The organism is Rhizobium sp. TH2 (assembly GCF_024707525.1).
Classification (GTDB): Bacteria; Pseudomonadota; Alphaproteobacteria; order Rhizobiales; family Rhizobiaceae; genus Rhizobium_E.
Genome location: NZ_CP062231.1, coordinates 4,483,741 through 4,503,487, shown reverse-complemented (window position 1 = coordinate 4,503,487; position 19,747 = coordinate 4,483,741). Strand labels below are relative to the sequence as shown.

The following is a 19,747-nucleotide window of genomic DNA, read 5'->3' as shown; positions in this document are numbered from 1 at the left end:
CGGCAGTAATCTAGCCCGCAATGCTGTCATATTATGGCAGTATTGAACAGGCAGTTTTGGCTCGACACATCACGGCCGCCGCGATATGAGGGCGGCGTTTTCAATCGTTTGAAGAGGATGATCCGATGAACGCCAAGACCGAGCAACTGCTTTCGACCCTCCGCTTGCAGCCGGTCGTGCCGGTCATCATCATCGAAGACATCAAGTCGGCGGTGCCGCTTGCCAGGGCGCTGGTCGCGGGGGGCTTGAAGGCACTGGAAATCACGCTGCGTACAGCTGCCGGCCTCGATGCGATCAAGGCGATCGCCGAGGAGGTCGAAGGCGGCGTCGTCGGTGCTGGCACGGTGCTCGATGGCAAGCAATGGGACCTCGCGGTCAAGGCTGGTTCGAAGTTCATCGTCTCGCCGGGCGCCGGCACATCCGTGCTCGATGCCGCCGACCAGAGCGACATTCCGCTGCTTCCGGGCACCGCGACGGCAACCGAAGTCATGCAGGTCCGCGATCGCGGCTACACGGTGATGAAGTTCTTCCCTGCCGAACAGGCCGGCGGCGCGCCCTATGTCAACGCGCTCGCGTCGCCGCTCGCCGGCATCCAGTTCTGCCCCACCGGCGGCATCTCGCTGAAGAACGCAATGGATTACCTGTCGCTATCCAACGTCGTCTGCGTCGGCGGCTCCTGGGTGGCGCCGAAGGCCATGGTCGCGGCCGGCGATTGGGCCGGCATCACCAAGCTCGCGGCTGAGGCGGCAGCGCTGACGGGCTGATCCGCCCGCTCGCAAAAACGTCCTGGGCCTTTGTAATACTCCCGCCTTGATCCTATGTTCTCCTCCGACCCAAAGAGGCCAAACAGGAGGAATTCATGTTCGATGCGAAGAAGTTGCTGGACCAGTTCCTGGGTTCGCAGGTGCCGGGTGCCGGCGGTTCGGTAAGAGACCGCGCGGGGCAGCTCGGCCAGATGGCAAAGGACAATCCGCTCGCAACGGGTGCCATCGCCGCGGTCCTGCTCGGCACCAGCACGGGCCGGCAACTGGGCGGTTCGGCGCTGAAGCTCGGCGGCCTCGCTGCTATCGCGGGCCTCGGCTACCAGGCGTACAAGAACTGGCAGGCTGGAAAAGAGCCGCAGCCCGCCGACGCATCGACCGCCGCGACCGCTGAGCCGCAATTGCTTCCGGCGCCCGAAGGCACTGGTTTCCATGTCGATGATGCCGCCAACAGCGCGGATTTCGCCGTCATCCTCGTCCGCGCGATGATCGCAGCAGCGCGCGCCGACGGCCATATCGACGATGCCGAGCGCGAGGCCATCCTCGGCAAGGTGCGGCTCGCCGGCCTCGGTGCCGATGCCGAAGCTTTCCTCGAAGGCGAGCTTTCCAATCCCGTCGATCTCGATGCGATTATCGCAGCCGCCAAGAGCGAAAGCCAGAAGGTGGAACTCTACACAGCATCCCGCATCGCCATCGAGCCGGACGGCCGCGCGGAACGGGGCTATCTCGATATGCTGGCCGGCCGGCTGGGCCTTGCCGATGCCCTCATCGATCACATCGAGGCAACTGTCGCCAGCGCCAAGGTGGTATGATACCCATCAATTGATTTCATTTGCCTATCAGGTTGCGCGGTGATGAAAATCGCCGCGCAACCCACACCCGCGAGTATCCATGGAAGACCTCAAGAACTGGAAGCCCCGCCCGGCCCCCGAGCCTGTCACGCTCAAGGGCCGTTTCGTCACCATCATTCCCTATGTCAGGTCGGAGCACGCGGAAGCGCTCTGGAACGCGCTGGGTGGCATCGGCACCAATGAGCGGCTGAAGTACTTCGCGGCGCCCGATTTCGCCAATGCGGAAGATTTTGCCAATTGGCTCGACGGCGTCAAGAAGGCCGGCTGGCTGACGGAGCTTTTCATCGATAACAAGACCGGCGCGGTCGTCGGCATGGCGCATTACATGCGCGCCGATCCGGCCAATGGCGTCGTCGAGGTGGGCGGCGTGGCACACGGGCTCGCGATGGCGCGATCACCGATCTCCACCGAGGTCCACTATCTCATGGCCAAGCACGTCTTCGACGATCTGGGCTACCGTCGCTATGAATGGAAATGTGACAATGCCAACGAGCCCAGCAAGGTGACGGCCGACCGCCTCGGCTTCAGCTTCGAGGGTGTTTTTCGCAAGCACATGCTGTCGCGCGGCAAAAACCGTGATACTGCATGGTATTCGATGATCGATGACGAATGGCCAGCCCTGAAGGCGGCGTTCGAAGCCTGGCTCGACCCGTCCAATTTCGATGCCGACGGCCACCAGAAGCGCAAGTTGACGGATATCAGGAGCAGCCAGTCGACATGACCGAAAACGGCAACCAGACGCGCAGCAATGCCATAGCGGCCGCGATCATCCTCGCGGCTGCGGCCGTTCTCCTGTATTTCATGCCGAATATCGTGCTCGGTATCGGCAAGTTTTCGCCGGTTCTCGGCTTTGCCGTGGGTGCGTTGATCATCCTCGCCTTTTTCGGGATCTTCTGGCTTCGCAGCCGCTATCGGAAATAGCGTTTCGCGCGTTCACGCACATTTTCACAGGGGCGTGAGAATTGTTGTGAAACAACTGCGTGCGAAGACGCGTATAGAATGGCGGAAGCAATTTGCGAGGATCATTCCATGCCCGCCTATAAAGTACCGCATATCCCGTCGCTAGAGATCACACCCAAATCGCTCTATCTGAAGCGCCGGCAATTTCTTGCGGGTGCCGTGGCATCCGGCCTTGTAGGCCTGACGGGTGCGGATGCATCCGCCGCGCTCAACGCCAAGCAATCAAGCTACATCGTCAACGACAAGATTACGCCGAAGAAAGACGCGACCACCTACAACAATTATTACGAGTTCGGCACCGGCAAGGAGGATCCGGCGCAATATTCCGGCAACTTCAAGCCGATGCCCTGGAAGATCAAGATCGACGGCATGGTCGGCAAGCCGATGGAAGTCGATGTCGCCGATCTGATCGCCAAGATGCCGCTCGAGGAACGCATCTACCGGTTCCGCTGCGTCGAGGCGTGGTCGATGGTCATTCCGTGGACCGGCTTCATGCTCTCCGACCTGCTCAAGCAGGCCGAACCACTCGGCAGCGCCAAATACGTCGCCTTCCAGACGGCGCTGAGGCCCGAGGAAATGCCGGGCGTCGCCTATGCCGTGCTCGACTGGCCCTACAAGGAAGGCCTCAGGCTCGATGAGGCCATGCACCCGCTGACGATAATGGCCGTGGGGATGTATGGCGATCTGCTACCCAACCAGAACGGTGCGCCGATCCGGCTCGTCGTGCCGTGGAAGTACGGCTTCAAGAACGTCAAGTCGATCGACAGGATCACGCTGACCGACCAGCAGCCGGTGACGGCCTGGAACATGGCGGCGCCGGATGAATATGGCTTCTATTCCAACGTCAATCCTGAGCGTGATCATCCGCGCTGGAGCCAGGCGAGCGAGCGGGTGCTTGGGCAGGGCGGCGGCGGCTTCTTCGGTGGTGCCACGCGGCGCGATACCGAGAAATTCAACGGCTATGGCGAAGAGGTCGCGTCGCTCTATACGGGCATGGACCTGATCGCGAACTATTGAGGCCGCAAATATGTCGACGACAAGCACCGCAGCGGCGAAGCCGAAAAAGACCGATTATCCGAAACAGATCAACAAGACCCTGGCGAAGGTCTCGTCATGGTGGATCTATGGTTTCGGCCTCATTCCGGCGGCGTATTACTTCTATCTCGGCGCGGTCAACGATCTCGGCGCCAATCCGATCCAGACATTCGAGCATCTGTTGGGAGAATGGGCGCTCAGGTTCCTTATCGTCACGCTGCTGGTCACGCCACTGCGTGATCTGACTCGCGTCAATCTCTTCCGGTTCCGGCGGGCATTCGGCCTGCTCACCTTCTACTACGTGCTCTTCCACTTCCTGACCTATTTCATCCTCGATCGGGCGATGAATCTGCCGGTGATTTTCGTGGATGTCTTCAAGCGGCCTTACATCATCGTGGGGATGATGGCCTTTCTCTGTCTGATCGCGCTGGCGGTGACCTCGAACAACCGGGCGATCCGGGCGATGGGCAGTGCCTGGGGCAAGCTGCACAGGCTCGTCTATGTGATCGCTACGCTCGGCGTCATCCACTTCTTCATGGCGGTCAAGAGCTGGCCGCCGCGGCCCTTCGTCTATGCGACGATCATTACGCTGCTGCTGGGCTACCGGCTGGTGAGGCTGATCATGGATCAGCGGCGGACGGTTGCCGCATAGGCTTTCACTGCCTCGCCGAAGGCCTTGAAGAGCTTGCCCGAAGCCACGTCGCTTTCCACCCAGTATTCCGGGTGCCATTGGACGCCGACGGCGAAGTTCTTGGCGTCGATCACCGAGACGGCTTCGACCGTACCATCGTCGGCCACCGCTTCGACGGCAAGCCGGGGTGCGGTCTCACTGATCGCCTGGCGGTGCAGCGAATTGACCTGGATTTCCCCAGTGCCGAGAACGCTGGCGATGCAGGTGCCTTCCTTGACCCTCACCGGCTGACGGATCACGTACATTTCATCACGCGTGGGGACGTCAGGCCGGCGGTGATCCCATATGCCCGGCTGGTCCTGGATCTCGGTTGCCAGCGTGCCGCCGAGCGCGACGTTCAGTTCCTGGATGCCGCGGCAGATCGCCAACAGCGGAATGCCGCGGTCAATGGTGCGGCGGATCAGTTCCATCGAGGTTGCATCACGGGCCGGATCGTAGGGACCGTCGGCTTCGGTGGCTTCCTTGCCGTAGAGCGAGGGATGCACATTGCTGCGAGAGCCGGACAACATCACGCCGTCGACGCGATCAAGGATCGAATCGATGTCGTTGCCCTCCATGAGGGCGGGTATGATGATCGCCGTCGCGCCCGTACCCTTGACGACGGCATTGACATACTGGTTCGGCGTCGCGTGCCAGTAATAGCCCTCGATCTCGCGCGTATCGGCGGGAATGGCTATGATCGGGGTCGGCATCATTCAGCTCCAAAGTCTTCTCTGCCTCTTCTTTGTGCAGACGAAACAGCCTGTCAACCCATTCGACGAAAAGACTATTCCGGGCGGCAAGAAAATCGCCGCTTGCGCTTGAAAGGCCGGATTTTAAATGTTTAACCTCTCGGTGTGCTGCGGGGAGGCGAAGCACGAATGAGGAGACTTCCCCGCTTATGAATCCAAACGGGAGGAATTTCATGGATCGTCGTTCATTCTTCAAGAAGGCGGGTACAGCCGCCGTTGGCGCTGCTGCCGCAACCACGCTCGCTGCCCCGGCAATCGCCCAGGAAAACCCCAAGATTTCCTGGCGCCTGACGTCGTCATTCCCCAAGGGCCTCGACACGATCTATGGCGGCGGCGTCGATGTCGCCGACCAGGTCCGCGCCATGACCGATGGTGCTTTCGATATTCAGGTCTTCGCGGCCGGCGAGTTGGTTCCGGGTCTCGAAGCTGCCAATGCCTGCGGCGCCGGCACGGTCGAAATGGCCCATACCGTGGCCTATTACTATTACGGCAAGAATGCCGCTTATGCGCTCGCTTCGGCCATTCCTTTCGGCCTCAATGCGCGCATGCAGAACGCCTGGTACACGGCTGGCAACGGCAATACGCTCGTCAACGAGTTCATGGCGACACAGAACCTCATCTCCTTCCCCGCCGGCAATACCGGCGTGCAGATGGGCGGCTGGTTTCGCAAGGAAATCAACACCGTCGCCGACCTGCAGGGCTTGAAGATGCGCATCGGAGGCCTGGCGGGCAAGGTGATGGAAAAGCTCGGCGTCGTGCCGCAGCAGCTTCCGGGCGGCGATATCTATCCGGCGCTCGAGAAGGGCACTATCGATGCGGCCGAATGGGTCGGTCCCTATGACGACAATAAGCTCGGCTTCAACAAGGTCGCCAAATACTATTACTATCCCGGCTTCTGGGAAGGCGGCCCGGTCGTCCACGCGATGGTCAACCTCGAGAAATGGAACAGCCTGCCTAAGCACTACCAGGCGATTATCTCCGCGGCCTGCGCCTCGGCAAACTCCAACATGCTGGGCAAATATGACGCCCGCAACGCTAAGGCACTCAAGGAACTGGTCGCCGGTGGCGCGGTGCTGAAGCCCTACAGCCAGGAAATTCTGGCCGCAGCTTATGACGCGGCAATCCAGACTTATTCGGAAATCTCGGCCACCAACCCGGCCTGGACGAAGATCTACGACGACCAGTTGGCGTTCAAGAAGGACTCCTATCTCTGGGCGCAGATCGGCGAATACACCTACGATACGTTCATGATGATCCAGCAGCGGTCCGGAAAGTTCTGATTCCGCCATCTGCCCCGTCGAACAAGGGCCCGGGTGCATATGCCCGGGCTTTTTCGTTTGAATTGTTTTTTAAAATCGATTTGATCGAACGAAAGCGCCCTTGGGTCGCATTGCGATTTTTTTTCGGCTGTGTAATGCCAATCCCCGGATAGGCTTCAATTTCCGCCGCATCCGGGATATTGCATGCAAGAGAGTGGCGGACGGCACGGATGGCTGCCGCCTTTGGAGAGAACTAGATGGCCGAACATCATTCCGGGCCCGTGGAAGTGGGCGCTTCCATGGATTATCCAGAACACCACAAGACCTACAAATTCTTCATCAACGCCGCGAAATACGGCGCGATGATGATCGGAGCACTGATGATCGCCATGGCGGTCGGCTTCTTCTCGAGTGCCGGCTTCGTGTTCTCGACGCTGCTTTTCGTCGTGCTGTCGGTCGTCGGCTTCTACGTACTCTGAATATCCTGATGGAGGATTGATCTTCTCCCTGCCGCCTTGATGGGCGGCAGCGAAAGCGTATGCTGATTTTTGCCGGGAGGGCATGGTGGCAGCAACAGTTTATATTTCGCGTGAAACCGTTGGAGGCGAGCCGCGCGTTGCGTGTTCGCCGGAAACGGTGAAGAAGATGAAGGCGCTTGGGCTCGATATCGTGGTCGAGACAGGCGCCGGCACGCTTTCCCGTATTCCCGATGGCGAATATGAGAAGCTGGGCGCCCGGATCGGCTCGGCCACCGATGCCAAGAGAGCCGACGTCGTACTCAAGGTACGTCGGCCGGCGCCGAAGGAAATCAAGACTTACAAGTCAGGCGCGATCGTCATTGCGATCATGGATCCCTATGGCAATGAAAAGGCCATCGCCGAGATGGCGACCGCCGGTCTTTCGACCTTTGCCATGGAACTGATGCCGCGCATCACCCGCGCCCAATCCATGGACGTACTGTCCTCGCAGGCCAATCTCGCCGGCTACCAGGCCGTGATCGATGCAGCCTCGGTCTATGACCGCGCCATGCCGATGATGATGACGGCCGCCGGCACCGTGCCCGCCGCCAAGGTCTTCGTGATGGGCGCCGGCGTTGCAGGCTTGCAGGCCATCGCCACCGCCCGCCGCCTCGGTGCCGTCGTCTCGGCCACCGACGTGCGCCCCGCCGCCAAGGAACAGGTCGCATCGCTTGGCGGCAAGTTCATCGCTATCGAGGACGATGAATTCAAGGCGGCCGAGACTGCGGCCGGTTACGCCAAGCCGATGTCGGCCGAATACCAGGCCAAGCAGGCGGCACTCGTTGCCGAGCACATTGCCAAGCAGGATATCGTCATCACCACGGCCTTGATCCCCGGCCGGCCGGCACCGCGTCTTGTCACCCGCGACATGCTGAAGGCGATGAAGCCGGGCTCTGTCGCTGTCGATCTTGCCATCGAGCGCGGCGGCAATATCGAAGGCGCCGTCGCCGATCAGGTCGCCGATGTCGAGGGCGTGCGTGTCATCGCCTATGCCAATGTGCCCGGCAGGATCGCGGCATCGGCCTCGCTGCTTTATGCCAAGAACCTCGTCACCTTCCTCGAGACGCTGATCTCGAAGGAGACCAAGGAATTGACGATCAATCTCGACGACGAACTGGTCAAGGCGACCATGCTGACCCATGGCGGCCAGGTCGTGCATCCGAATTTCGGCGGCGCTGTGCCTGCCGCAGTCAAGGAGGGCTGAGAAAATGGCATCCGAAACCGTCAACCAGGCCCTCGACAATCTCGACAAGGCGGTCACATCAGTCCGCGACGCCGTCGCGACCCAGCCGTCGATATCAGACGCCGTACACACGCTATCCGGTGGTGCGATCGATCCCTTCGTCTTCCAGATGGCGATCTTCGTGCTTGCCATCTTCGTTGGCTACTATGTCGTCTGGTCGGTGACGCCGGCGCTGCACACGCCACTCATGGCCGTCACCAACGCGATCTCGTCGGTCATCGTGGTCGGCGCACTGCTCGCGGTCGGCCTGTCGGTCAGCGGCATCGCCACCGGCATGGGCTTCGTGGCGCTGATCCTCGCCTCGATCAACATCTTCGGCGGCTTCCTCGTCACCCAGCGCATGCTCGCCATGTACAAGAAAAAAGACAAGTGAGGGCGGCCTAGATGTCAGTCAATATCGCAGCCTTCCTCTATCTCGTCTCCGGCGTGCTGTTCATCATGGCGCTGCGGGGCCTGTCGCATCCCTCGACCTCACGCCAGGGCAACCGCTTCGGCATGGTCGGCATGGGGATCGCCATCCTCACGACCCTAGCGTTGACAACCCCGACGCTGACCGGCTGGGTGCTGATCATCCTCGGCCTTGGCATCGGTGGCTCGATCGGTGCGGTCATTGCGCGCCGCATCGCCATGACATCCATGCCGCAGCTGGTCGCCGGCTTCCACAGCCTTGTCGGCCTGGCCGCCGTGCTGGTCGCCGCCGCGGCACTCTATGCGCCGTCCTCCTTCGGCATTGGCGAAGTGGGTCATATCCACGGCCAGGCGCTGGTGGAAATGTCGCTCGGTGTCGCCATCGGCGCCATCACCTTCACCGGCTCAATCATTGCCTTCCTCAAGCTCGATGGCCGGATGTCGGGCCGGCCGATCATGCTGCCGATGCGGCATGCGATCAACCTCGCGATCTTTGTCGGCATCGTGGTTCTGGTCGGCGTGCTGGTCGTCACCGAAAGCCATGTCGTCTTCTGGCTGATCGTGGCGCTGGCGCTGGCCTTCGGCGTGCTGCTGATCATCCCGATCGGCGGCGCGGATATGCCCGTCGTCGTCTCGATGCTGAATTCCTATTCCGGCTGGGCTGCCGCCGGCATCGGCTTCACGCTCGGCAATCTGGCGCTGATCATCACCGGCGCGCTGGTCGGCTCGTCGGGCGCGATCCTCAGCTACATCATGTGCAAAGGCATGAACCGGTCCTTCATATCGGTCATTCTCGGCGGCTTCGGCGGCGAGAACGGTGTTGCGGCACAGGATAATTCCGACAAGCAGGTCAAGCTCGGCTCGGCCGAGGATGCGGCCTATCTGATGGCAAACGCCTCCAAGGTCATCATCGTGCCGGGCTACGGCATGGCTGTAGCCCAGGCCCAGCACGCGCTGAGGGAAATGGGCGACAAGCTCAAGGAGGCCGGCGTCGAGGTCAAATACGCCATCCATCCGGTCGCCGGCCGCATGCCGGGGCACATGAACGTGCTGCTCGCCGAGGCCAACGTGCCGTATGACGACGTGTTCGAACTCGAGGACATCAATTCCGATTTCGGCCAGGCCGATGTCGCCTATGTCATCGGCGCCAACGACGTCACCAATCCGGCAGCCCGCGACGACAAGACCTCACCGATCTACGGCATGCCGATCCTCGATGTCGACAAGGCCAAGACCTGCCTCTTCGTTAAGCGCTCGCTTGGTTCGGGATATGCGGGCATCGACAACACGCTGTTCTACAAGGATGGCACGATGATGCTGCTCGGCGATGCCAAGAAGGTCACCGAGGATATCGTCAAGGCGATGGCGCATTAAGCGACGTCGCACGGTTGAAGTCTCGAACCCGCCGCAACCCGGCGGGTTTTCTTTGGGCTTGGGTTCGATACTATGGTTCTTGCATTGACGGCGTGATCGCAGTCATCTTCGCCCGTCTGGGTATCGAAGGTCTTTCTGTAATCTCGATGCGTCCCGCCATTTCCAGGGAGAGAAAGGAACTCTTATGAACAAGCCCGAGACATTTGACGAGTTCCAGCCCGGTCGTGGCTACACCAAAGAGGACTGGGATGAGGTCAGCGACAATCCGGAATGGACGGAGGAGGACTTCAAACTCGCCCGGCCTTTCGCAGAGGTCTTTCCGGAGCTTGCTGCCAGCGTCGCGCGCAGCCGTGGACGGCCGAGTCGAAAGCCCAAAAAACAGGTCACGCTTCGGCTCGATGCCGATCTCATCGCCCGCTACAAGGCGTCGGGCAAGGGCTGGCAAAGCCGGATCAACGACGATCTCAGGAAGGTCTCGGGGCTCTAACGAAAATCAGTTCGCGGCCGTGGTGCCGCGTGTCCGGGCCACGCCATCCATGGCCGGCTGATACTTCGGATCCAGCTTGAGCGCCTGGGCGTATGATCGATAGGCCTTCTGGCGGTTGCCCTGGCGCTCATAGATCAGAGCCTGGTTCGCCCAGGATTCGGCCAGGTTGCCATCCAGCGTGATGGCGGTGTTGAAATCGGCGAACGCATTGTCGTTGTCGTTCAGCGCGGCATAGGAGATGCCGCGGCCGTTATACGGCTCGGCGGAGTTCGGCGACAGTGAGATGGCGGTCGAGAAGTCCTCGATCGCTTTCGCGTGATTGCCGCGCCGCTGATAGATCAGGCCGCGATTGTGGTAGGCGCGGGGGTCGGTCGTATCGAGGCCGATGGCGCGGTTATAGTCGTTCATCGCCGCATCGAACTGTCCGGCCTGGCGATAAATGTTACCGCGGCCGATGAAGGCCACGTCGTAGCGTGGGCTGAGCTGCAGGGCGGTGTTGTAGTCGGCAAGCGCGAGTTCGGCCTTGCCCTGGTTGCGGTAGATCAGGCCGCGATTGGCGTAAGCCTGATAGAAGCGCGGATTGAGTTCGATGGCGCGGTTGAAGTCGTCGAGCGCATCGCCGAAATGGCCGGCCCGGCCATAAGCGGAGCCGCGCGTATTGTAGCCTTCGGGATCGGACGGGTTGGAGTTGATGACCGCGGTCAGGGATGCGATGTTCTGCTCGGAGCCCTGTTCCTTGTTGATGCGGATCGTATCGGTCGTATCGGTCGTTCCACAGGCGGCAACGCCGGCAGCGAGCATCGCGGTCATGACCATGGTTCGCAGGACGCGCGCCGGTGCCCGCATACGCTGCGCCAAGGTCTCTTCGCTCACGCAAACGGCAGTGCTGTCGGTCATGATGTCTTCAACTTCCGGGGAACCGTTGCAGTTCCAGGCAATCACAGGCCGCTGCAACAAAAAGGCGGCGGCGAATTGATCGCCCCCGCCACTCATACATTAGATTTCGTCAAAACGACGACAAATCACCGGGTCGGCGTCGGACGCGCCGGAGGACCAGCAATCAGGCCTTCGCGCTGCATGCGCTTGCGCGCGAGCTTGCGGACGCGGCGAACGGCTTCTGCCTTTTCACGAGCGCGCTTCTGAGAAGGCTTCTCGTAATAGTCGCGCATCTTCATTTCGCGGAAAATGCCTTCGCGCTGCATTTTCTTCTTGAGAGCGCGGAGCGCCTGATCAACATTGTTATCGCGAACCAGTACCTGCACGTGAATCCCGTTCCTTATCTCGAGTTGAAACTGCCGGAGGACTGTGTGTCCGGAAGCAAACAAAATTGTTCCGCCCGACCAGGAGCCGTGCGATTGACGGATGCGATAGCAGAAGAGGTGACCCAAGTCCAGTACCCGCGCCGGGCTTTTGTCGAAATAGCCCATTCTAATGTTCAATTCGTCGCTGGCGGTAGCGCGCTGTCAGGCGTCGCAAAAGAAACGTTGTCTCGTCACTAATTTTGCGATTTCCTGCGGCAAGAAAATTCGGCTGCAAGGTCATGGAGTTCCCCGGATGCGCAAATACTCGGTTTTCGCCGTCGCCCGCGAGGCTTTGAGAGGCCATAGCGGCTGGGAAAAACAATGGACCTCGCCCGAGCCCAAGTCTGAATACGACGTCGTTATCATCGGCGCCGGCGGCCACGGTCTTGGTACGGCTTACTATCTCGCCAAGGAACATGGCATCACCAATATCGCGGTGATCGAAAAGGGCTGGCTGGGTGGCGGCAATACCGGACGCAATACCACTATCATCCGCTCGAACTATCTCTATGACGAAAGCGCCGGCATCTATAATCATGCGCTGAAAATGTGGGACAATCTCTCCCAGGATTTCAACTACAATGTCATGTACTCGCCGCGCGGCGTGATGATGCTGGCGCATAACGTGCATGACGTGCAGGTGCTCAAGCGGCATATCCACGCCAACCGCCTCAACGGCGTCGAGAACGAATGGCTCACCCCCGAGGAAGCCAAGGAATATTGTCCGCCGCTCAATATCTCCAAAGGCGCGCGCTACCCGGTTGTCGGCGCGACCTTGCAGCGCAAGGGCGGCACGGCCCGCCACGATGCGGTGGCCTGGGGCTATGCGCGCGGCGCATCCGATCGCGGCGTCGACATCATCCAGAATTGCGAAGTCACCGGCATCCGCCGCGGCCCCGATGGCTCGGTCCAGGGCGTCGAGACGTCGCGCGGCTATATCGGCGCCAAGAAGGTGGGTGTCGTGGCGGCCGGCCACACCTCGGTCGTCATGGAAATGGCCGGCGTCAAGTTGCCGTTGGTGTCCTATCCGCTGCAGGCGCTGGTGTCCGAGCCGATCAAGCCGATCGTTCCCTGCGTGATCATGTCCAACACGGTGCATGCCTATATCTCGCAGTCCGACAAGGGCGAGCTGGTGATCGGTGCCGGCACCGACCAGTATGCGTCCTATTCGCAGACCGGCGGGCTGCACATCATCAACCACACGCTCGATGCGATCTGCGAAATGTTCCCGATCTTCACGCGCATGAAGATGATGCGCTCGTGGGGCGGCATCGTCGACGTGACGCCGGATCGCTCGCCGATCCTGGCCAAGACACCGGTCAAGGGCCTCTATGTGAACTGCGGCTGGGGCACCGGCGGCTTCAAGGCGACGCCGGGCTCGGCGCATGTCTTCGCCCATACAATCGCCCGCGACGAACCGCACCCGATCAATGCGCCGTTCACGCTCGAACGCTTCCGCAATGGCCGCCTGATCGACGAAGCGGCTGCCGCCGCTGTCGCGCACTAACACCAGTAGGGATCCATCATGCTGCTTATCCACTGCCCCTATTGTCAGGAAGACCGTGCGGAACTCGAATTCCGCAACGGTGACGAGGCGCATATCCTGCGCCCGGAAAACATCACCGAGATCTCGGACGAAGAGTTCGAGAACTATTTCTTCCTGCGCGACAATCCCAAGGGCCTCGTCTTCGAGCGCTGGCGGCATGTCTCCGGTTGCGGCAAGTTCTTCCGCGCGGTCCGTCATACCGTCACCGACAAGTTCGTGATGACATACCGGCAGGATGAGCCGAAGCCCGACCAGGCGACGATCGACGCGCGCATGGCAGGAGGCGTAAAATGAGTGCAGCCAACCGTATATCGGGCAAGGGCCGCCTGACGCCCGCCAAGACCGCGCGCTTCACCTTCGACGGCCGCGTGCTCAATGCGCTGGAAGGCGATAGCGTCGCTTCGGCGCTGCTCGCCAACGGCATCCATCTCGCTGGGCGTTCGTTCAAGTATCACCGGGCGCGCGGTATCCTCACCGCAGGTCCGGAAGAACCCAACGCGCTGTTCGACATTTCGCGCGACGCCGGCAGGGCGACGCCGAACGTGCGCGGCACGATGCAGGAAGTCTATGACGGACTGACCGTGAAGTCGCAGAACCGCTGGCCGTCGCTCGCCTTCGATGTCAGTGGCTTCAACAATCTTCTGTCGCCCTTTTTCGCGGCCGGCTTCTACTACAAGACCTTCATGTGGCCGAAAGCTGCCTGGAAGGCGATCTATGAACCCTTCATTCGCAATGCCGCCGGTCTCGGCGTGGCACCGAAGGAGGCCGACCCGGATCACTATTCCAATCGCTTTGCCCATTGCGACGTGCTGGTGGCGGGCGGTGGTGCAGCGGGCATCGCTGCGGCGCTTGCTGCGGCCGAAACCGGCGCCAGCGTCATCATCGCGGATGAACGCGCCGCATTCGGTGGCTCGCTGCATTTCGACACTGGCGTGACCATCGACGGACAGGAAGGCTTTGCCTGGGCGCAGGCGATGACGGCGAAGCTCGCCGCCATGCCGAATGTCACGGTGCTGACCCGCACGACGGTGTTCGGCTATTACGCGCAGAATTTCATCGGCCTGGTCGAGCGGGTTTCCGAACATCTCGCCAGCCCCGACAGGTCGCTGCCGCGCGAACGAATGTGGCAGGTCCGCGCCAAGCGGGTGATCCTGGCGACCGGCGCCATCGAGCGCCACATGGTGTTCGACGGCAACGATCGGCCGGGCGTCATGCTCGCCTCCGCCGCGCGCACCTATCTCAATCATTTCGGCGTCGCGGTGGGTGCCAAGGTCGGCGTCTATACCTCGCACGACTCGGCCTATGAAGCCGCCTTCGACCTCAAGTCCGCCGGGGTACAGATTCCTGTGATCGTCGATATCAGAGACAAGCCGGGCGAGGCAGTGCTGGCCAAGGCCCGCGAACTCGGCATTAATGTCCAGGCGGGTTCCTCCGTGCTGAAGACCGGCGGCAAGCTGCGCGTTTCCTCGATGACCGTTGCGCGTTGCGGCATGCGGAGCGGCGAAAAGATCAATGTCGATGCGCTGCTGGTGTCGTCGGGCTGGACGCCGTCGGTGCACCTCTTCTCGCAGTCGCGCGGCAAGGTCGCCTTCGATGCCGAGCTCCAGCGCTTCGTGCCGGGCACTTATGCGCAGGATTGTCTGTCGGTTGGCGCCTGCAACGGCACCAATTCGCTGGAAGCCTCGATCGAGGAAGCGCTGGGCGCCGGCCAGTTGATGGCGCAGGCGACCGGTGCGAGCGGCTCCTCGAGCCTCTCGATCAACGCGACCCAGGCCTTCGACTGGACCGGCGGCATGACCGGTGCGGCCGATGGTGCTGGGCCCGAGAATTCCTCCGCAAAGGCCTTCGTCGATTTCCAGCACGATGTCTGCGCCAAGGATATCCGCCTCGCGGTGCGCGAAGGCATGCATTCGATCGAGCACATCAAGCGCTACACCACCAACGGCATGGCCACCGATCAGGGCAAGACGTCCAATATCCATGGTCTCGCCATCGCCGCCGAAGCGCTCGGCAAGCCGATTCCTGAAGTGGGCCTCACCACGTTCCGCGCGCCTTATACGCCGGTGACCTTCGGCGCGATCGTCAACCATGCGCGCGGTCCGCTGTTCGACCCGGCGCGCAAGACGCCGATGCACAAATGGGAAGAGGACCACGGCGCCGTCTTCGAAGACGTCGGCATCTGGAAGCGCGCCTGGTTCTATCCGAAGGCCGGCGAGAGCATGCACCAGGCGGTCGATCGCGAATGCAAGACGGTTCGCACCGTGGCGGGCGTCTTCGATGCGTCGACGCTCGGCAAGATCGAGGTCGTCGGCCCCGACGCCGCCAAGTTCATGAACATCATGTACACCAATAGCTGGGATACGCTGAAGCCGGGTCGTTGCCGCTACGGCATTATGCTGCGCGAGGACGGCTTCGTCTATGACGACGGCGTCGTCGGACGGCTTGCCGAGGATCGCTTCCATGTGACGACCACGACGGGCGGCGCGCCGCGCGTCATGCAGCATATGGAAGACTATCTGCAGACCGAGTTCCCTGACCTCAAGGTGTTTCTCACCTCGACCACCGAACAGTGGGCGGTCATCGCGGTGCAGGGTCCGAAGGCGCGCGAGATCATCGAGCCGCTGCTCGAGGGTATCGACATGTCGAACGAGGCCTTCCCGCATATGAGCGTGGTCGAAGGCAAGATCGCAGGCGTTCCGACGCGTCTCTTCCGCATGACCTTTGCCGGCGAGCTCGGCTTCGAAGTGAATGTCCCGGCCGATTACGGCCATGCCGTGTGGGAAGCGATCTGGGCACGCGCCGAACCGCTCGGCGCCTGCGCCTATGGCACCGAGGCGATGCATATCCTGCGCGCCGAGAAGGGCTACATCATCGTCGGCCAGGACACCGATGGCACCGTGACGCCCGACGATGCCGGCCTCGGCTGGGCCGTTGGCAAGAAGAAAGCCGATTTCGTCGGCATCCGTGGCCTCAAGCGGCCGGACCTCGTGGCCGAGGGCCGCAAGCAGCTTGTGGGCTTGCGCACCAAGGATCCGAAGGAAGTGCTGGAGGAGGGGGCGCAGGTGGTCGCCGATCCCAACCAGCCGGTGCCGATGAAGATGCTCGGCCATGTCACGTCTTCGTACTGGTCGGAGAATTGCGGCCATTCGATCGCCATGGCGCTGGTCGCCGGCGGCCGGTCGAAGATGGGCCAGACGCTCTACGTGCCGATGGCCGATCGCGTGATCCCGGTCGAGGTCTGTGACGCCGTGTTCTATGACAAGGAAGGAGGCCGGATCAATGTCTGAGCTTGAAACCATGCGCCGCTCCGCGCTTGCCGGCTTCCACGGCGGCTCCTCCGCCGTCAGCCTGACCACCGCGCCGAACGCGGCCCGCGCCTCGCTGCGCGCCTATCCCGATGCGGTCGCCGCGCTCTCGTCGGCGCTCGGCGTGTCCCTGCCGACCAAGCCGAAGGCCTCGGCGACGGGCAGCGGTATCACCGCGCTCTGGCTCGGGCCGGAGGAGTGGCTGCTGATCGGCCCGGAAAGCACCGATTTCGTGGCGCTCGCCGCGAAGGCGAACGTCTTTCATGCGGCGGTCGATATTTCCCATCGCAATATCGCGATCATGGTCTCGGGACCGGGCGCCAAGGTAGCTGTGAATTCGGCCTGCCCGCACGACCTGACCGAAGCGAGCTTTCCGGTCGGCGCCTGCAGCCGCACGGTGTTCGGCAAGATGGAGATCGTGCTCCATCGCGAAAGCGAGGACACATATCGTGTCGAGTGCTGGCGCTCGTTCGCGGATTATTGCTTCGGCATGCTGGCGGAAGGGGCTGCGGACGCGGCGCTTTGAGAATTCGTTACGCTGTGCTACATTGTAGTGAGATGTAGCACAGGAGGCGCTCGTGGCTAACAGCCCATTTTCACTGAGATTGTCGCCAGACCTCAAGGAACGGCTTGATGCCGTCGCCGAGAGTGAGGACCGTTCTGCGTCATATGTCGCGACCAAGGCGATCGAGGCATTTCTGGACTCTAGAGATTCGATGCACGCCGCCGTAAAGGCCGCGATCGAGGAAGCAGACAAGGGGGTCTTTGTATCATCCGAAGCGGTAGACAGGTGGATGGAATCTTGGGGCACCGACAATGAGTTGCCCATGCCCGAACCGGATGTCTTCCTTGATCCGTCGCGCAAATGAGGGTCATCTACCTCCCAAGCGCGCTGCCCGATCTTGTTTGGTTCAGGGCGTACTATTCGGATATCTTTCCGGAAGGTGAGAAGCACGCTCTTCTCCAGCGTCGGGCTGTGGAACGGCTCATTCGGGAAAATCCGTTCATTGGTAAGTCGCTCGATGCCGACTCTGAAGCAAGGGCATTTCCAATTTTGCGCACGCCATTCAGATTCGTCTATCTTGTGAAGGAAGACCGGATTGAGGTTCTGCGAGTCTGGGACAATCGCCGCGATCCATCCGGTTTCCAGTTCTGACGAATTGGATACACTTATGTAGTGGCCCGAGAAATCAGGCATGGCCATTTGCGCTCAATCCCCCGACCCGAGAAAAACCGCCACCGACCTCCCATCTACCGTCAGGCCGCTGCCGAGCAGGGTCTTCCACTTCTTGGCGCCACCCGGAAGCGCGAAGCGGCGGGATTCCTCGGTGCGGTTGAAGGCAATGGCGAGGCGGCAGGGCGCGCCGTTCTCGCGGTCGGTGGTGCCAAGAAGCATTGCCAGGAAGCCGTTGGACGTGTCTTCCCAATCGGGGATTTCCATTGGCTCGCCGCGTGGGCTGAGCCATGTCACCTCGTCGCCTTCGCCGAAGAAATGGGTCTCGGAAAACACCGCGAAGCGGTTGCGGATGGCTGACAGTGCCGCGACATGGGCGATCAGGTCTTCATCGGCATGCGGCCAGTCGAGCCAGGTCAGTTCGTTGTCCTGCGCATAGGCGTTGTTGTTGCCCTGCTGGGTGCGGCCGAATTCGTCGCCGGCCATCAGCATGACGGTGCCGCGCGTGGCAAACAGCGTTGCGAGCAGCGCCTTCACATCGGCGAAGCGGCGCTTCTGCGTGACGAGATCTTCCGACTCGCCCTCGACACCATTGTTCCAGGAATAATTCTCGTTATGGCCGTCGCGATTATGTTCGCCGTTGAGATCGTTGTGCTTGTGCTCGAAGGAGACGAGGTCCCGGAGCGTGAAACCATCGTGTGCCGCGACGAAATTGACCGTGCGGGTGCGGGTCGATCCATTCTTCTGGAAGATCTGCGACGAACCGGCCAGCACGGTGGCGAGGTCGCCGATCTTGCGGCCATCGCCGCGCCAGAACATCCGCAGCGTGTCGCGCGCCCAGTCGTTCCATTCGAGGAAACGATCGGGGAAATTGCCGAGCTGGTAGCCGCCATAACCGATGTCCCAGGGTTCGGCGATCAGGATGCGATCGGCGAGAACCGGGTCCTCGATCATGTCGGTGATGAGTTGCGCATTCGCCGAGAAGCCACGGATATCGCGGCCCATGATCGGGGCGAGATCGAAGCGGAAGCCGTCGATTCCGGCGAAGGTCGCGAAATGGCGAAGCGTATCGAGCACCAGTTCGCGAACAACGGGGTTGTCGCAGGCGAGCGTATTGCCGGTGCCGGTGTCGTTGACCAGCAGGCCGGGATGGCCCTCCGGCGCGCGGTAGTAGGTAAGGCTGTCGAGGCCACGCATCGAGACGGTCGCTCCGAGCTGGTCACTTTCGCCGGTGTGGTTGAAGACGAGATCGAGGATGACGCCGATATTCTCGGCATGAAGTGCGGCGACCGTCTCGGCCAGTTCAGTGATGCCGCCGGGGCAAAGGCGCGGCTCGAGAGCCATCATGGCGATCGGGTTGTAGCCCCAGCTGTTACGGAGCCCGAGCGGCGGCAGGTGGCGCTCGTCGATCCAGGCAGTAATCGGCATCAACTCGACCGCAGTCACGCCGATGCGCTTGAGATGGGCGATGATGGCGGGATGGGCGAGCGCCTTGATCGTGCCGCGTTCGGCCTCGGGGATTGCCGGATGACGCATGGTGAGCGCGCGGACATTGACCTCGTAGACCAGGCCGCCTTCCTGAAAACGCGCCGGCTGATGGGCGATCGGTTCGAGCGTCGTGATGACCGATTTGGGTACCAGGTCCTCGGTCTCGGTGCCGTAGGTCGAGAGATCGGGCGAATAGGTGAAGGGTCGATCGAGGACCACCGCATAGGGATCGACCAGCAGTTTCGACGGATCGTACCATTGGCCATGCTCGGGCGCGTAGATGCCGTGCGCCCGATAGCCGTAATGCATGCCGGCATGGGCGCCCTTCACGTTGATCCGCCAGGTATGGTCGTCCTGGCGGTCCATCGGGAGGCGGCAGATTTCATGACCGCCGCGATCGGCGAAAAGGCAGAGTTCGACCTTGCTGGCGTTGCGGGAGAAGATCGTGAAATCCACACCTTGCGGTGTGATGGCTACGCCGGGTTTGGGCATGGACGGGTACTCGCGGACTGGTCAAAGGCTTGGGTGGGTAGAATGTTAATGAAATCGCGGTGAGAGGGAAGCGAATAGTTTGTGACAGGTGGGTGGCGCTATCTCGACTTCCTATCAACACAC

At 61.5% G+C, this 19,747-nt stretch carries 22 protein-coding genes; 18 read left to right on the top strand and 4 right to left on the bottom strand.

Annotation, left to right across the window (positions count from 1 at the left end; genetic code table 11):
- Positions 1–125: 125 nt before the first annotated feature.
- From IHQ71_RS22115 to msrQ, 6 genes are all read left to right on the top strand, one after another.
- Positions 126–764, top strand: a complete 639-nt coding sequence (locus IHQ71_RS22115; RefSeq protein ID WP_258158580.1) for a 2-dehydro-3-deoxy-phosphogluconate aldolase — start codon at positions 126–128, stop codon at positions 762–764.
- A gap of 95 nt (positions 765–859) precedes the next feature.
- Entirely contained in the window at positions 860–1,573 is a 714-nt protein-coding gene (locus tag IHQ71_RS22110; protein ID WP_258158579.1) for a tellurite resistance TerB family protein, read from the top strand.
- A gap of 79 nt (positions 1,574–1,652) precedes the next feature.
- Positions 1,653–2,333: a GNAT family N-acetyltransferase gene (locus IHQ71_RS22105; RefSeq protein ID WP_258158578.1), complete on the top strand. Its 681-nt coding sequence runs from the start codon at positions 1,653–1,655 to the stop codon at positions 2,331–2,333.
- The gene (locus IHQ71_RS22100) at positions 2,330–2,533 is read left to right on the top strand and encodes a hypothetical protein (protein WP_258158577.1); all 204 of its coding nucleotides are present in this window, start codon (positions 2,330–2,332) and stop codon (positions 2,531–2,533) included. Before IHQ71_RS22105 ends, IHQ71_RS22100 begins: the two co-directional genes overlap by 4 nt.
- Positions 2,534–2,641: 108 nt before the next feature.
- On the top strand, positions 2,642–3,589 hold the full coding sequence (gene msrP / locus IHQ71_RS22095; RefSeq protein WP_258158576.1) for a protein-methionine-sulfoxide reductase catalytic subunit MsrP: 948 nt from the start codon (positions 2,642–2,644) through the stop codon (positions 3,587–3,589).
- 10 nt (positions 3,590–3,599) lie between these two features.
- Positions 3,600–4,259, top strand: a complete 660-nt coding sequence (msrQ, locus tag IHQ71_RS22090; RefSeq protein ID WP_258158575.1) for a protein-methionine-sulfoxide reductase heme-binding subunit MsrQ — start codon at positions 3,600–3,602, stop codon at positions 4,257–4,259.
- Here the strand turns inward: msrQ and IHQ71_RS22085 are convergent.
- A complete protein-coding gene (locus tag IHQ71_RS22085; RefSeq protein WP_258162910.1) occupies positions 4,235–4,990 on the bottom strand; it encodes a gamma-glutamyl-gamma-aminobutyrate hydrolase family protein in 756 nt (251 codons plus the stop codon). The two genes, msrQ and IHQ71_RS22085, sit on opposite strands and share 25 nt — an antisense overlap.
- A gap of 212 nt (positions 4,991–5,202) precedes the next feature.
- Here IHQ71_RS22085 and IHQ71_RS22080 point away from each other — a divergent pair, with 212 nt between their 5' ends.
- From IHQ71_RS22080 to IHQ71_RS22055, 6 genes are all read left to right on the top strand, one after another.
- Positions 5,203–6,309: a TRAP transporter substrate-binding protein gene (locus IHQ71_RS22080; RefSeq protein WP_258158574.1), complete on the top strand. Its 1,107-nt coding sequence runs from the start codon at positions 5,203–5,205 to the stop codon at positions 6,307–6,309.
- A 236-nt stretch (positions 6,310–6,545) separates the two neighbouring features.
- On the top strand, positions 6,546–6,767 hold the full coding sequence (locus IHQ71_RS22075) for an aa3-type cytochrome c oxidase subunit IV (protein WP_258158573.1): 222 nt from the start codon (positions 6,546–6,548) through the stop codon (positions 6,765–6,767).
- Between the two features lie 85 nt (positions 6,768–6,852).
- A complete protein-coding gene (locus tag IHQ71_RS22070) occupies positions 6,853–8,010 on the top strand; it encodes a Re/Si-specific NAD(P)(+) transhydrogenase subunit alpha (protein WP_258158572.1) in 1,158 nt (385 codons plus the stop codon).
- A gap of 4 nt (positions 8,011–8,014) precedes the next feature.
- Positions 8,015–8,422, top strand: coding sequence for a proton-translocating transhydrogenase family protein (locus IHQ71_RS22065; protein WP_258158571.1), 408 nt, complete (start codon positions 8,015–8,017; stop codon positions 8,420–8,422).
- 11 nt (positions 8,423–8,433) lie between these two features.
- Positions 8,434–9,831 (top strand): NAD(P)(+) transhydrogenase (Re/Si-specific) subunit beta, encoded by a 1,398-nt coding sequence (locus IHQ71_RS22060; RefSeq protein ID WP_258158570.1) that lies wholly within the window; start codon positions 8,434–8,436, stop codon positions 9,829–9,831.
- 184 nt (positions 9,832–10,015) lie between these two features.
- On the top strand, positions 10,016–10,318 hold the full coding sequence (locus tag IHQ71_RS22055; protein ID WP_258158569.1) for a BrnA antitoxin family protein: 303 nt from the start codon (positions 10,016–10,018) through the stop codon (positions 10,316–10,318).
- A 6-nt stretch (positions 10,319–10,324) separates the two neighbouring features.
- On the opposite strand, the gene IHQ71_RS22050 is transcribed toward IHQ71_RS22055, so the two are convergent.
- Together IHQ71_RS22050 and rpsU are read right to left on the bottom strand one after the other, a co-directional pair.
- Positions 10,325–11,164, bottom strand: a complete 840-nt coding sequence (locus tag IHQ71_RS22050; protein WP_374990048.1) for a tetratricopeptide repeat protein — start codon at positions 11,162–11,164, stop codon at positions 10,325–10,327.
- A gap of 176 nt (positions 11,165–11,340) precedes the next feature.
- On the bottom strand, positions 11,341–11,580 hold the full coding sequence (gene rpsU / locus IHQ71_RS22045; RefSeq protein WP_258162908.1) for a 30S ribosomal protein S21: 240 nt from the start codon (positions 11,578–11,580) through the stop codon (positions 11,341–11,343).
- A 292-nt stretch (positions 11,581–11,872) separates the two neighbouring features.
- On the opposite strand from rpsU, the gene IHQ71_RS22040 reads away from it, so the two are divergent.
- From IHQ71_RS22040 to IHQ71_RS22015, 6 genes are read left to right on the top strand one after another with little or no spacing between them, the layout of a single operon-like run.
- On the top strand, positions 11,873–13,126 hold the full coding sequence (locus IHQ71_RS22040; RefSeq protein WP_258158568.1) for a sarcosine oxidase subunit beta: 1,254 nt from the start codon (positions 11,873–11,875) through the stop codon (positions 13,124–13,126).
- A gap of 18 nt (positions 13,127–13,144) precedes the next feature.
- Complete coding sequence (locus IHQ71_RS22035; RefSeq protein WP_258158567.1) at positions 13,145–13,459, top strand: sarcosine oxidase subunit delta; 315 nt, start codon at positions 13,145–13,147, stop codon at positions 13,457–13,459.
- Positions 13,456–16,452 carry a sarcosine oxidase subunit alpha gene (locus tag IHQ71_RS22030; RefSeq protein ID WP_258158566.1) on the top strand — a complete coding sequence of 999 codons (2,997 nt, stop codon included), beginning with the start codon at positions 13,456–13,458 and terminating at the stop codon, positions 16,450–16,452. The genes IHQ71_RS22035 and IHQ71_RS22030 overlap by 4 nt, the downstream gene beginning before the upstream one ends.
- Complete coding sequence (locus IHQ71_RS22025; RefSeq protein ID WP_258158565.1) at positions 16,445–16,996, top strand: sarcosine oxidase subunit gamma; 552 nt, start codon at positions 16,445–16,447, stop codon at positions 16,994–16,996. Before IHQ71_RS22030 ends, IHQ71_RS22025 begins: the two co-directional genes overlap by 8 nt.
- 52 nt (positions 16,997–17,048) lie before the next feature.
- Positions 17,049–17,339, top strand: coding sequence for a CopG family ribbon-helix-helix protein (locus IHQ71_RS22020; protein ID WP_258158564.1), 291 nt, complete (start codon positions 17,049–17,051; stop codon positions 17,337–17,339).
- Entirely contained in the window at positions 17,336–17,626 is a 291-nt protein-coding gene (locus IHQ71_RS22015) for a type II toxin-antitoxin system RelE/ParE family toxin (RefSeq protein ID WP_258158563.1), read from the top strand. Before IHQ71_RS22020 ends, IHQ71_RS22015 begins: the two co-directional genes overlap by 4 nt.
- A gap of 54 nt (positions 17,627–17,680) precedes the next feature.
- On the opposite strand, the gene glgX is transcribed toward IHQ71_RS22015, so the two are convergent.
- Positions 17,681–19,624, bottom strand: a complete 1,944-nt coding sequence (gene glgX / locus IHQ71_RS22010) for a glycogen debranching protein GlgX (protein ID WP_258158562.1) — start codon at positions 19,622–19,624, stop codon at positions 17,681–17,683.
- Positions 19,625–19,747: the final 123 nt, after the last annotated feature.